This is a genomic window from Anaerostipes faecalis (genome assembly GCF_018982945.1).
Classification (GTDB): domain Bacteria; phylum Bacillota; class Clostridia; order Lachnospirales; family Lachnospiraceae; genus Anaerostipes; species Anaerostipes faecalis.
In genome coordinates this window covers 59,513-71,625 of record NZ_JABRXE010000010.1, presented here as the reverse complement: position 1 = coordinate 71,625, position 12,113 = coordinate 59,513, and the positions used below count along the sequence as shown (strand labels likewise).

Genomic DNA, 12,113 nt, shown 5'->3' with positions numbered 1-12,113 from the left:
TAAGACAATAGGAGGTATTGTCAATGAATCCGGTAGAAGTAAGAAATATTAAAATCGGCGAAGGGGTACCAAAAATCTGTGTCCCTATCGTTGGTGTAACAAAAGATGAAATTATTGCAGAGGCAAAAACATTTGACAGCATTCCGGTAGATGTTGTGGAATGGCGTGTTGACTGGTTTGAAGGTGTTTTTGATTTTGCTAAGGTTGAGGATGTATTAAAAGATTTAAGAGATGCTTTAGGTGATACTCCAATTCTTTTTACTTTCCGTACATCTAAAGAAGGTGGAGAGAAAGCAATTGAAGCCGAACCATATAAAGAATTAAATATTGCAGCAGCTAAAACAGGATATGTAGATCTTGTGGATGTGGAAGTATTTACTGGAGATGATATTGTTAAAGATATCGTTGCAGCTGCACATGAATGTGGTGTTAAAGTAGTTGCATCTAATCATGACTTTGATAAAACTCCAGACAAAGATGATATTGTAGGAAGACTTCGTAAAATGCAGGATTTAGGTGCTGATATTCCGAAAATTGCTGTTATGCCTCAGAATAAGAAAGATGTTCTCACATTACTGGCTGCAACAGAAGAAGTGAGCAACGAATATGCAGATCGTCCGATTATTACAATGTCTATGGCAGGAACAGGTGTAATCAGCCGCCTTTGTGGAGAAGTGTTTGGTTCAGCATTGACTTTTGGTGCTGCGAAAAAAGCATCTGCACCAGGACAGATGGGTGTTGATGATTTGAAGACAGTATTAGAGTTATTACATAAAAGTCTTTAAGGGCCATGTATTTAAATCGACTTGAAAGAGTCAGCAAGCAGTGCTGACTCTTTTGAATATATAGAGAAATATTATGGAAATAATAGATAGGATTTATTTGTGCTGTTTGCATATTCCTAGTATAATTATGTATGGTTGTTAAAAGAATAACTTTTTGGAAAATGATATTTTTTTCAAAAAGGGAGAGAGGAAAAAGATGTTAAAATGGCTTGATGAAAATTTAGAAGAATTTTTAATGGTTATGTTGCTTATAGCTATGACCCTGATTATGGGAATTCAGGTTTTTGCAAGATATGCTCTGGGTGCATCATTATCTTGGTCTGAAGAAATAACCAGATACTTGTTTATCTGGTCAGGATTTATCAGTGTCAGTTATTGTACGAGAAAATGTATTTCCATTAAGATCGAACAGTTTGTTGGAATGTTCTCAAGAAGAGGACAGGCAATTTTTAAAGTAATTAATCATACTATTGAACTGGCTTTGTTCTTCTATTTAATTCCGTACGCAGTACTTTATTTAAAAAGTGCATTTGAAAGTGGACAGGTAAGTCCCGCATGTGGAATTCCAATGTATTATATCCAGGCAGCACCGTTGGTAAGTTTTGTTTTAGTTGCATTTCGTATTATTCAGCGATGGATCATAGAATTCCGTATTGCAATAAAGAAAGATAAGGGGGAAGAAGAATGTCAGCATTAGTTGTATTTATTATCTTTTTTGTATGTTTAATCATTGCGATACCTATTTCCATTGGTCTTGGAATTGTATCTGTGCTCCCTGGAGCTTTTGATCCATCATTTACTGCCAGTGGACAGTTTGTTATTAGATCTATGCTAGGTGGAATTGATAGTTTTCCTCTTCTTGCTGTTCCAATGTTCGTTTTATCTGGAATGATTATGGCAAAAGGTGGAATTTCAAAAAAGATTTTTGATGTATTTGTTTATTTTATAGGAAAATTAACAGCAGGAATGCCATGTGCAGTTATTGTTACCTGTCTGTTTTATGGAGCAATTTCAGGATCCGCTCCTGCAACAGTGGCGGCAGTAGGCAGTATGACAATTCCGATTCTTGTAAAACTTGGATATGACAAAGTATTTGCTACATCCATTGTTGCAGTAGCCGGAGGACTTGGAGTCATTATTCCTCCAAGTATTCCGTTTATTATGTTTGGAATGGCATCTGGAGAATCTGTCAGTGACCTGTTTATTGCAGGAATTGTCCCTGGAGTTTTTATAGGGCTTTTACTAATGCTCTATGCAGTTTTTTATTGCAGAATACATGGTGAAGATAAAGAAAAAATTAGTGAAGCAGTAGATGAGCTTCATCAGAAGGGATTTTTAAAAGTATTTAAAGAAAGCTTTTTTGCTTTATTAAGTCCTGTAATTATTTTGGGATGTATCTATTCAGGAGTTGCATCGCCTACAGAAGCAGCAGTTATTTCTGTATTTTACTCTGTGGCAGTAAGTCTGTTTGTATATAAATCTATCAAGGTAAAAGATTTGTGGCAGGTTATGGTGGAAGGAGTCAGAACTTATGCACCGATTTTATTTATTCTGGCAGCATCAGTTGCATTTTCCAGAGTTTTAACGTTGATGAGAGTACCTCAGTCCGTTAGTGAATGGATTTTAGGAAACTTTACCAATAAAATTATTGTTCTTCTTGTTATTAATATCTTCCTGCTGATTGTAGGAATGGTAATGGATACAACACCGGCAATCCTGATTTTAACACCGATTTTATTACCGATTGCTACTGCTATTGGAATGAATCCGATTCATTTTGGAATTATGATGGTTGTTAACCTTGCCATTGGATTTGTTACCCCTCCGATTGGAGTTAATCTGTTTGTGGCCTCATCTTTGACAGATATCCCGGTGATGGAAATTGCCAAAAAGGCATTGCCTTTAATTATTTGTTTTCTGGTTGCGTTATTGCTGATTACATTTATTCCTCAGATTAGTCTTGTATTATTAGGAGGTGCATAAGATGAAATTATGGAAAAAAGGACTTGTACTTCTTTGTACTGTTGCACTGGTATTTGGAATGACAGGATGCAAGCAAAAGCAATCTTCAGATGAAGTACAAAGATATGCATGGCCTCTGGGAACTTCAAGTCCGGAAGATACAGTAACGCAGATCTATGCAGAAAAATTTGCTCAGGAAGTAAAAAGGTTAAGTAACGGGAAAATGAAAATAGAAGTATATCCCAATAGTACACTTGGTGGAGATCGAGAACTTTTGGAAAGCTGTAAAGATGGAGATATTCCTTTTGTCGTGCAGAATACAGCACCTCAGGTAACATTTTTGCCAGATACTGCAGTATTTGATTTGCCAAGTGCTTTTTCCAATATTGAAGATGCCAGAGCAGCTGTTGATAACCCTCTGTTTTATAGTAAAATGGAAAAGGTGTATGAAAAAGGCGGATATAAATTGCTTGGTTATGCTGATCAGGGATTCCGTGTTATGTCAACGAATAAAGAAGTGAAAGATATTAGTGATTTTAAAGGACAGAAAATTCGTACTATGGAAAATAGTTATCATTTGGCATTTTGGAAATCTTTAGGATCAAATCCAACACCTATGACCTTCAGCGAAGTTTATATTGGACTACAGCAGGGAACCATTGATGCACAGGAAAATCCATATGAAGTTATTGTATCCAGCAAATTATATGAACAACAGGATTATGTGGTAGAAACTAATCATCTGCCTCATTATATTTCTTTAATCGTTAGCGATGAATTTTACAACAGTCTTTCCAAAGAGCAGCAGAAAATCATTGATGAAGCATCTGAAACAGCAAAAGTTTATGCGAGAAAAACATCTGATGCGAGAATTGCGGATCGAATGAAAATTATTAAAGACAGTGGAACAAAAATTATAAAGCTGGATGAGAAGACACAAAAACAGATTCGTAAAGAGGCATCTGGTGTTTATGAAAGTATCAGAAAAAGTGTCTCAGATGATATTGTGAAAGCATACTTAAATGAAAAATAATATATCAGATGAGGGATGACTCCCGCCTCTGTAGGCGGTGAGCAACAATTATGTATCAGTGGCGGGTTTCAATCCCCCATCTGATATACGCTCCGCGAGGATGCGCAGGAATTCGGATTGGAAGTATGTCTGCTATGCAGACCCGAATTCCGCGCCAAGACTCGCAAGCGAGTCTTGAAAAGCTGGAAAGATTTTTACACTTTAGAATAACAGATTTTTCCTAATGAAATAAAAAACGCATGTTACAATCAGTGACATGCGTTTTGCTACAAATAAGAATAAATTTTAATTTGTATTGCACAATAAAGCATACTGTTATAAAATGAAGAAATAAAAGGGAAAGAATGGAGATAAGTAATGTTTCAGAAATTTTATCCATCTGAGGATATAAGAAGTACATATGACATTGATTTTGAACGATATTATCAGGAAGGCTATCGTGGAGTGATTTTTGATGTTGACAATACATTGGTTCCACATAATGCACCAGCAGATGACAAAGCCAAAGCTTTATTTCAAAAGCTGAAACATATAGGTTTTGAGTTTTGTTTTACCAGTAATAACAAGGAACCTCGTGTGAAGAAATTCTGCCAGGATGTAGGAGGGCGGAATTATATATATAAGGCCAATAAACCGAGTGTAAAAGGATACCAGAAAGCAATGAAGAAGATGGGGACCAATAAAAATAATACTTTGTTTGTTGGAGATCAGTTGTTCACAGATGTATATGGAGCAAATCGAACAGGAATTCATAGTATTCTGGTGAAACCGATTCATCCAAAAGAAGAGATACAGATTGTATTAAAACGATATCTGGAAAAAATAGTTTTATGGCAATATCGAAGAAAGAAATAAACTCTGATTTTATTGAGTAATAAGTAAAAAGAATAAAACCGTTGGAATTCATTAAAATTCCAACGGTTTTCACTTTTATATCAATCAAATTCTAAATAAAATTCTGTCTTTCTAAAGCAAGGAGAATATCTCGTCCTTCTTTTACACCTTCGATCATACGACGTGTCTGAGCACTGTCTCCAATATTAAGAACTTCGATTCCTTCATAAATAAAGTGATCATATAATTCTTTCAAAGCAGGAGTTGCAGATTCCATTCCAAGACAGATAAATCCAAAATCAAAATCTAATTCAAGATCTTTATAATCATGTCTTACAATGAAGCTGTTTTCCTTTACTTCCAGAAGAGAAGCATTTGGATACTGATGAACTCCATATTTGCTTAACATTGCAAGTGATCCGGTTCTTGTGATAAAATCAAGATTTTCTCCAAAATGAGCTTTCTGTTCAACAATAGTAACATCAGCTTTTCTTGGAGCAAAGAATTCAACAACATCCAGACCAACATTTCCGCCACCGATGATGACAACTTTCTTTCCAGACAGATCTTCTTCATAAGAATCAACGTTATCAACAAGGTCAAAAATTGTAGATACATTTTTAGCTGCAAGATTATCTTTCAAACCTTTGATGTCTGGAAGACGAGGGTTGGATCCTGTTGCATTGACAACGATATCCGGTTTGAATCCTTCAACAAGATCGATGGATGCTTCCATATTCTTACAGATAAATAAGTTCTTAAGTTTTGATGCACGATGTTCCAGATATTGAGGGAAGTAACCAAGACGACGTTTGTTAGGCATCTTACCAACACGTCTTGCAAGACCGCCAAGCTGGTTTGTTTTTTCAATCAGTACAGTTGCACATCCAACTTCTGCCGCGGTACATGCAGCTTCCAGTCCGGCGGTTCCTCCACCAATAACAACCACATTACAAGGTTTCTTTAAAGTATGTTTCTTGTAGTATTCACCAGAAACAATAGACGGATTGATAGTACAACGAATTGGTTCATCACTTAATGTTGCAGTACATCCATTGTTACAGGAAATACAGCGGTTGATATCATCGGTGTTTCCAAACTGAACTTTATTGACCCATTCAGGATCTGCAATCAATCCACGTCCGATAGCGATCAGATCGGCTTCACCATCTTCAAGAATGCGATTGGCAATTTCCGGTTCACGAATATTTCCACTTGTCAGACATGGCTTTCCGGTGGATTCCTTCAATTCTTTTGCCATATAGGATTTCCATCCGTCAGGAAGGTAATCAGCATCATTCTGATACTGGATAGAGCATGTAAGACCGGCAGATACACAGAACACATCTACATAATCTTTGAAAAATTCGACGATTTCTTTTGTATCGTCTAATGTATTTCCGCCTTCAGCAAGTTCATCAGCACTGATACTTAAAAAGATAGGAACATTTTCACCAACTGCCTCACGAACAGCTTTTAAAACCAAAGTTGTAAAGCGGGCACGGTTTTCTTTTGAACCTCCAAATTCATCTGTACGATCATTAGTAAGAGGAGAGAGAAACTGATTTAACAGATAACCATGACCAGCCTGAATTTCAACAGCATCAAAACCAGCTGTAACAGCACGTTTTGCAGCCTGTGCAAATTTATCGACGATAGTATAGATTTCATCTGTTGTCAAAGGTCTTGGAATATCTCCATCTGCACTTGATGGAATATCTGAAGCAGAAACGGGCTGGATATTTGTCAAGCGTCCATTTGCAGCTGCGCCTGCGTGATTTAATAAAATACTGATCTTAGAACCATATTCATGAACTTTTTCACAAAGTCTGTATAGTCCAGGAATATAAGTATCATGGTCAATTCGAAGCTGATAAGATCCAGCTGCACCCTGTGGAGAATAGACACTGGTACCTTCAATAATAATAAGGCTGGCACCACCTTTTGCTCTTTGTTTATAATATTCAATAACTTTTTCGTTTACTTCACCAGTATGTTCAGCAAAATTTGTTCCAATCGGGGTCATGACGATTCTGTTTTTCAAAGTCATGGATTTTACTGTATAAGGTTCAAATAATTTACGAAAATTTTTTGCTGCCATAATTATGATTCCTCCAAATCGTTTTGTAATTTCTTAATAATAATTATAACAAGGTTTGTATACAAATGCAATGAAGAATATGCTATACTATCTATAAAGAAAACTGATAGATTCAAAGGGAAAAGGTTATGAATTTAAATCATTTGTATTATTTTCGAGCACTTGCCAAAGAAGAACATTATACACGTACAGCAGATAATCTTTCTATTACGCAGCCCAGCCTGAGTCATGCCATATCATGCCTTGAAGGTGAGCTGGGAGTGAAGCTTTTTGAGAAACAGGGAAGAAATGCAAAATTAACAAAATATGGGCAGCTGTTTTTAAGGTATGTGGAACAGTCATTGGCTATGCTGGATGAAGGAAAACGAATCTTGACAGAAGCATCGGGACTTGACGGAGGTTATATAGATATAGGATATATTTACACTCTGGGAAGCCATTTTATTCCACAGGTTATTAATCATTATATGGAGAAGAAAGGAGAGAATCATATCCGGTTTTCTTTTGGACAGGGGACAACAAAAAGAATTATACAAGGTTTGAAAGAGGGAAAATACGATTTCGTTTTCTCTTCTTATATAAAGGATGAGGAAAATCTTGATTTCATTCCGGTTGCAGAAGAAGAACTTGTGCTGATTACTCCAAAGGACCACCCGCTGGCAGATGAGAAATCGGTAAATCTTGGGGATACAACCCAGTATGATTATATTTATTTTTCCAAAAACAGTGGACTTCGAAATGTGATTGACCAGTTGTTTTCAAAAGTTAAGGGTTATCCCAAAATTGCTTATGAAGGAGAAGAAGATTCTACGGTTGCGGGACTTGTGGCGGCAGGATTTGGTATTGCCATTGTTCCTAATATCCCGCTTTTAAATACGATGGATGTATCAGTAATTCCTATCAGTTCACCGGAAATCCATCGTTATATTTATCTGGTAACTTTAAAGAAGAAATATCTTGCACCGGTTGCAGAAGAGTTTGTGGAGTTTGTTAAAAATAACTATTCAGTAAAAGGATAATAATTGAAAAATAACAAGCGCTTATGATATACTTAAAAAAGGAGTGTCTATTTGGCACTTAAAGATAAATAGAAAAGGAAAAACAGCAATGAATCAGTTAGATGAAATCAGAGAGAGACTGGATATTTGTGATAAGAAAATTGTTTCTGTTTTAGAGGAACGAATGGATATCATTAAAGAAATCATGGTCTACAAAAAAGAAAACGGTTTGCCGATTTTGCAGCCAGAACAGGAAAAAAGACAACGAAAGATGTTGTTGACCCATGTTAGTGATAATACATATAAGGATGAGATTCTTGATATTTTTACTTATATTGTTGAAAACAGCCGTCGTATTCAGGCAAGAACATTATTTACCCATAATATTCTGCTGATTGGTTTTATGGGTGTAGGAAAAAGTACAGTATCTGATTATTTAAGTAAGATTCTGGCATCTCCTCAGGTCGAAATGGATCAGGAAATTGTCGATAAAGAAGGGATGTCCATAAATAAGATTTTTGAGGAATATGGAGAGACTTACTTCCGGAACTGTGAAACAAATCTTTTGATTGAACTTCAGAAGAAAAATAATCAGATCATCTCCTGTGGAGGAGGGGTCGCTCTTCGTGACGAAAATGTCAGAGAAATGAAAAAGAACGGAAAAGTTGTACTTTTAACAGCTTCTCCAGAGATTATTCTAGAACGTGTCAGAGACAATGATGACAGACCGCTGCTTCGTGGTAATAAAAATACAGAGTTTATTTCAAAAATGATGGAGGAGAGACGCCCCAAATATGAAGCTGCAGCCGATGTGATTGTTAATACAGATAAAAAGACTGTTGAAGAGATTGCAGAAGAGATTGTTGTGAAATTAACTAGAAAAGTTTAATGATTTATCAGGAATATCTGAGAGTTCTTGAATTTGTTCATTGGTAACTATATTTTATTTAGAAATGGAGGGAAAAATATGCATTCATTTACTCAGTATACACCGACTAAAATTGTTTTTGGTAAGGAAACGGAGAAGCAGGTAGGAGATCTTGCTCTGCAATATGGTGCATCAAAAGTTTTTGTAGTATATGGTGGCGGAAGTGTTGTTAAAAGCGGACTTTTAGATCGAGTAACAGATGCGCTAAAAGAGGCAGGCATAGATTATATGACTATTGGAGGAGTAAAACCTAATCCAAGATTATCTTTTGCCAGAGAAGCGGTGGCAAAAGCAAAAGACTTTGGAACAGATTTTGTCCTTGCTGTTGGCGGTGGAAGTGTTATTGATACTTCTAAAGCAGTGGCTCATGGTGTTGCAAATCCAGATACAGACATCTGGGAATTCTGGTCAAGAGTTAAGACAGTTGAAAAAACAATTCCTGTAGGTGTTGTGTTAACACTTGCAGCAGCAGGAAGCGAAACAAGCAATTCTGCAGTACTTACAAATGAAGAGACAAAGATCAAAAGAGGATTGAGTACGGACTTAAACCGCCCGGTTTTTGCAATTATGAATCCTGAACTGACTTATACACTTCCGAAATACCAGATTGGATGTGGAGTTGTTGATATTATGATGCATACACTGGATCGTTATTTTACAAAAACGGAACATAATGAGATGACAGATGAAATTGCTGAAGGGTTATTGAGAACAGTGATTAAAAACGGAGCAATTGCGATCAACGATTCACATGATTATAACGCCATGAGTGAGATCATGTGGGCAGGAAGTCTTTCTCACAATGGATTGACAGGTCTTGGAGCCGTTACAGACTTTGCAGTTCATCAGCTTGGACATGAATTAAGTGCCAAATTTGATATTGCCCATGGAGCAAGTTTATCTGCTGTATGGGGTGCCTGGGCAACTTATGTGTATCCTGAAAAGCCAGAACGTTTTGCTCAGTACGCAAAGAGAGTATGGGGTATTGATACAGAAGATCCGAAAGAAGCTGCAAAGGAGGCTATTGCTAAAACTGTAGCATATTTTAAATCTTTGGATATGCCAACATGTTTCAGTGAAGCGAAAGAAATCGGGCTGAAAACAGATGAAGAAGTACATAAGATGGCTTATGGATGCTCTTATGAAGGAACAAGAACCATTGGTAATTTCAAAACATGTGATATTGATGATATGTACGAAATTTATAAACTGTCAAATAAATAGTTGAATCTAAGCTACATTTATTATAAAATAATGTAAGATTATGAAGGAGGACGAATAAAAAAATGATATTAGCAGGAAAGATAAGTAATAAACAGACAATAGAATACGAAGGTGCAATTTACGAAGTTATTGAGTTCCAGCATGTAAAACCTGGAAAGGGATCACCATTCGTTAGAATTAAATTAAAAAATATCAAAACTGGAGCAATTGTAGAAAATACATTCCGTCCAGATGAGAAATTTAAGAAAGCTCATATCGAAAGAAAAGAAATGCAGTATCTGTATAATGATGGAGATTTATATTATTTCATGGACAATGAAACATTTGATCAGATTTCCATTGAAAAATCTATAGCAGAAGATTCAATGAAATTTGTTAAAGAAAATGAAAATGTTACCATCGTTTCTCATGCAGGAACACCATTCCAGGTTGAACCACCAATTTCTGTTGAACTTCTGGTTACAGAATGTGAACCAGGAGTAAAAGGAAATACTGCACAGGGAGCTACAAAACCATGTATCGTAGAAACAGGTGCTAAAGTTATGGTTCCATTATTTGTTAACGAAGGCGATACGTTAAAAATCGATACAAGAACCGGAGAATATTCTTCCAGAGTATAATGTCTGCTCAGAAGAACCGAGGGATCATATGTATCATTCTGTCAGCATGTTCTTTTGCTCTTATGAGTTTTTTTCTAAAGCTGGCAGGTGATTTACCATCGATTGAAAAAAGCTTTTTCAGGAATCTTGTTGCAGCTGTGATTGCCCTTATAATGCTGGTGCGCAGTGGCGAGAAGTTCTATTTACAAAAAAAGAATTTACATTGGTTTGTTCTAAGGTCCCTTTTTGGGACCTTAGGTATTTTCTGCAACTTTTACGCAGTGGACCATATGCTGCTTGCAGATGCTTCCTGTCTGAATAAATTATCGCCGTTTTTTGTTATAGTATTTTCTTATTTTATTCTGAAAGAACGTATTACCATACCTCAGTTTTGTTGCGTGGTTACTGCGTTTGTTGGAAGCATGTTCATTGTAAAACCATCCTTTGCTTCTGGATCTCTCGGAGCATCTTTTATAGGATTTATGGGTGGAATGTTTGCAGGATTGGCATATACCTGTGTCAGGAAACTTGGATTAAGAGGAGAAAGAGGTCCGATGATCGTATTTTTCTTCTCAACTTTCTCCATGTTGTCATGTATTCCGTTTATGATTGTAGATTTCAAGCCTATTTCACCGATGCAGCTTTTGTATCTGATGCTGACCGGTCTTGCAGCGGCAGGAGGACAGTTTGGAATAACAGCTGCCTACACTTATGCACCGGCAAAAGAAATCTCTGTGTATGATTATACACAGATTATCTTTTCTGCAGTTTTGGGGTTGATATTTTTTGGACAGATTCCGGATGGATGGAGTTTCCTTGGATATGTAGCCATCGTAGGTGCTGCCGTCGTGATGTTTATTTATAATAAAAACCGGGGAGGAGACTAGATGAAATTTATTTCATGGAATGTTAATGGAATTCGTGCCTGTGTAAAAAAGGGTTTCCTGGATTTTTTTCATGAAGCTGATGCAGATATTTTCTGTATACAGGAAAGCAAGATGCAGGAAGGACAACTGGAACTTGATCTGGAAGGATATGATCAGTACTGGAATTATGCCGAAAGAAAAGGCTATTCCGGGACCGGGATATTTACAAAAATCAAGCCTATATCTGTTTCCTATGGAATGGGAATTGAAGAACATGATCATGAGGGAAGAGTTATTACCCTTGAATTTGAAGATTACTATTTTATTACAGTTTATACACCAAATTCTCAAAGTGAATTAAAACGTTTGGAGTATCGAATGAAATGGGAAGAAGACTTCTTGCGTTTTCTAAAAAAACTAGAAGAAGATAAACCGGTTATCGTTTGCGGAGATCTTAATGTGGCGCATTCAGAAATTGATTTGAAAAATCCAAAGACAAATAGAAAAAATGCCGGATTTACAGATGAAGAAAGAGAAAAAATGACTGTTTTTCTGGACGCCGGTTTTATTGATACATTCCGATATTTTTATCCTGACAAAGAAGGAATATATTCCTGGTGGTCTTATCGTTTTAATGCACGGAAGAATAATGCCGGATGGAGAATTGATTACTTTATTGTTTCAGATGTTTTAAAAGATCGACTGCAGGATGCTAAAATATTGACAGATGTTATGGGCTCTGATCACTGTCCTATTGAACTTGATTTCATTTAAGGAGGCAAA

At 36.4% G+C, this 12,113-nt stretch carries 12 protein-coding genes; 11 read left to right on the top strand and 1 reads right to left on the bottom strand.

What is annotated here, in order from left to right:
* Window positions 1-23: 23 nt before the first annotated feature.
* The 5 genes from aroD (at window position 24) to KTB61_RS10715 (ending at window position 4,635) form a co-directional block, all read left to right on the top strand.
* The gene (aroD, locus tag KTB61_RS10735) at window positions 24-785 is read left to right on the top strand and encodes a type I 3-dehydroquinate dehydratase (protein ID WP_216697475.1); all 762 of its coding nucleotides are present in this window, start codon (window positions 24-26) and stop codon (window positions 783-785) included.
* A gap of 196 nt (window positions 786-981) precedes the next feature.
* On the top strand, window positions 982-1,482 hold the full coding sequence (locus tag KTB61_RS10730; protein WP_075758530.1) for a TRAP transporter small permease: 501 nt from the start codon (window positions 982-984) through the stop codon (window positions 1,480-1,482).
* Window positions 1,470-2,768: a TRAP transporter large permease gene (locus KTB61_RS10725; protein ID WP_075758531.1), complete on the top strand. Its 1,299-nt coding sequence runs from the start codon at window positions 1,470-1,472 to the stop codon at window positions 2,766-2,768. The genes KTB61_RS10730 and KTB61_RS10725 overlap by 13 nt, the downstream gene beginning before the upstream one ends.
* Window position 2,769: 1 nt before the next feature.
* Window positions 2,770-3,780 (top strand): TRAP transporter substrate-binding protein, encoded by a 1,011-nt coding sequence (locus KTB61_RS10720; RefSeq protein WP_075758532.1) that lies wholly within the window; start codon window positions 2,770-2,772, stop codon window positions 3,778-3,780.
* A 357-nt stretch (window positions 3,781-4,137) separates the two neighbouring features.
* Complete coding sequence (locus KTB61_RS10715) at window positions 4,138-4,635, top strand: YqeG family HAD IIIA-type phosphatase (RefSeq protein ID WP_075758533.1); 498 nt, start codon at window positions 4,138-4,140, stop codon at window positions 4,633-4,635.
* A gap of 91 nt (window positions 4,636-4,726) precedes the next feature.
* Here KTB61_RS10715 and KTB61_RS10710 read toward each other — a convergent pair whose 3' ends face one another.
* Window positions 4,727-6,715: an oxidoreductase gene (locus KTB61_RS10710; protein ID WP_075758534.1), complete on the bottom strand. Its 1,989-nt coding sequence runs from the start codon at window positions 6,713-6,715 to the stop codon at window positions 4,727-4,729.
* A gap of 128 nt (window positions 6,716-6,843) precedes the next feature.
* Here KTB61_RS10710 and KTB61_RS10705 point away from each other — a divergent pair, with 128 nt between their 5' ends.
* From KTB61_RS10705 to KTB61_RS10680, 6 genes are all read left to right on the top strand, one after another.
* Window positions 6,844-7,734 carry a LysR family transcriptional regulator gene (locus tag KTB61_RS10705; protein ID WP_216697474.1) on the top strand — a complete coding sequence of 297 codons (891 nt, stop codon included), beginning with the start codon at window positions 6,844-6,846 and terminating at the stop codon, window positions 7,732-7,734.
* Between the two features lie 88 nt (window positions 7,735-7,822).
* Complete coding sequence (locus KTB61_RS10700) at window positions 7,823-8,602, top strand: shikimate kinase (protein WP_075758536.1); 780 nt, start codon at window positions 7,823-7,825, stop codon at window positions 8,600-8,602.
* Window positions 8,603-8,680: 78 nt separating this feature from the next.
* On the top strand, window positions 8,681-9,865 hold the full coding sequence (locus tag KTB61_RS10695; protein WP_075758537.1) for an iron-containing alcohol dehydrogenase: 1,185 nt from the start codon (window positions 8,681-8,683) through the stop codon (window positions 9,863-9,865).
* Window positions 9,866-9,927: 62 nt separating this feature from the next.
* Window positions 9,928-10,485: an elongation factor P gene (gene efp, locus KTB61_RS10690; RefSeq protein ID WP_216697473.1), complete on the top strand. Its 558-nt coding sequence runs from the start codon at window positions 9,928-9,930 to the stop codon at window positions 10,483-10,485.
* Complete coding sequence (locus KTB61_RS10685; protein WP_216697472.1) at window positions 10,485-11,351, top strand: DMT family transporter; 867 nt, start codon at window positions 10,485-10,487, stop codon at window positions 11,349-11,351. Before efp ends, KTB61_RS10685 begins: the two co-directional genes overlap by 1 nt.
* Window positions 11,352-12,104: an exodeoxyribonuclease III gene (locus KTB61_RS10680; protein WP_216697471.1), complete on the top strand. Its 753-nt coding sequence runs from the start codon at window positions 11,352-11,354 to the stop codon at window positions 12,102-12,104.
* Window positions 12,105-12,113: the final 9 nt, after the last annotated feature.

What these genes read in the sequence shown, in the direction of transcription:
- aroD (WP_216697475.1), top strand. Translation starts at nt 24, where the DNA reads ATGAATCCGGTAGAAGTAAGAAATATTAAAATCGGCGAAGGGGTACCA.
- KTB61_RS10730 (WP_075758530.1), top strand. Translation starts at nt 982, where the DNA reads ATGTTAAAATGGCTTGATGAAAATTTAGAAGAATTTTTAATGGTTATG.
- KTB61_RS10725 (WP_075758531.1), top strand. Translation starts at nt 1,470, where the DNA reads ATGTCAGCATTAGTTGTATTTATTATCTTTTTTGTATGTTTAATCATT.
- KTB61_RS10720 (WP_075758532.1), top strand. Translation starts at nt 2,770, where the DNA reads ATGAAATTATGGAAAAAAGGACTTGTACTTCTTTGTACTGTTGCACTG.
- KTB61_RS10715 (WP_075758533.1), top strand. Translation starts at nt 4,138, where the DNA reads ATGTTTCAGAAATTTTATCCATCTGAGGATATAAGAAGTACATATGAC.
- KTB61_RS10710 (WP_075758534.1), bottom strand. Translation starts at nt 6,715, where the DNA reads ATGGCAGCAAAAAATTTTCGTAAATTATTTGAACCTTATACAGTAAAA.
- KTB61_RS10705 (WP_216697474.1), top strand. Translation starts at nt 6,844, where the DNA reads ATGAATTTAAATCATTTGTATTATTTTCGAGCACTTGCCAAAGAAGAA.
- KTB61_RS10700 (WP_075758536.1), top strand. Translation starts at nt 7,823, where the DNA reads ATGAATCAGTTAGATGAAATCAGAGAGAGACTGGATATTTGTGATAAG.
- KTB61_RS10695 (WP_075758537.1), top strand. Translation starts at nt 8,681, where the DNA reads ATGCATTCATTTACTCAGTATACACCGACTAAAATTGTTTTTGGTAAG.
- efp (WP_216697473.1), top strand. Translation starts at nt 9,928, where the DNA reads ATGATATTAGCAGGAAAGATAAGTAATAAACAGACAATAGAATACGAA.
- KTB61_RS10685 (WP_216697472.1), top strand. Translation starts at nt 10,485, where the DNA reads ATGTCTGCTCAGAAGAACCGAGGGATCATATGTATCATTCTGTCAGCA.
- KTB61_RS10680 (WP_216697471.1), top strand. Translation starts at nt 11,352, where the DNA reads ATGAAATTTATTTCATGGAATGTTAATGGAATTCGTGCCTGTGTAAAA.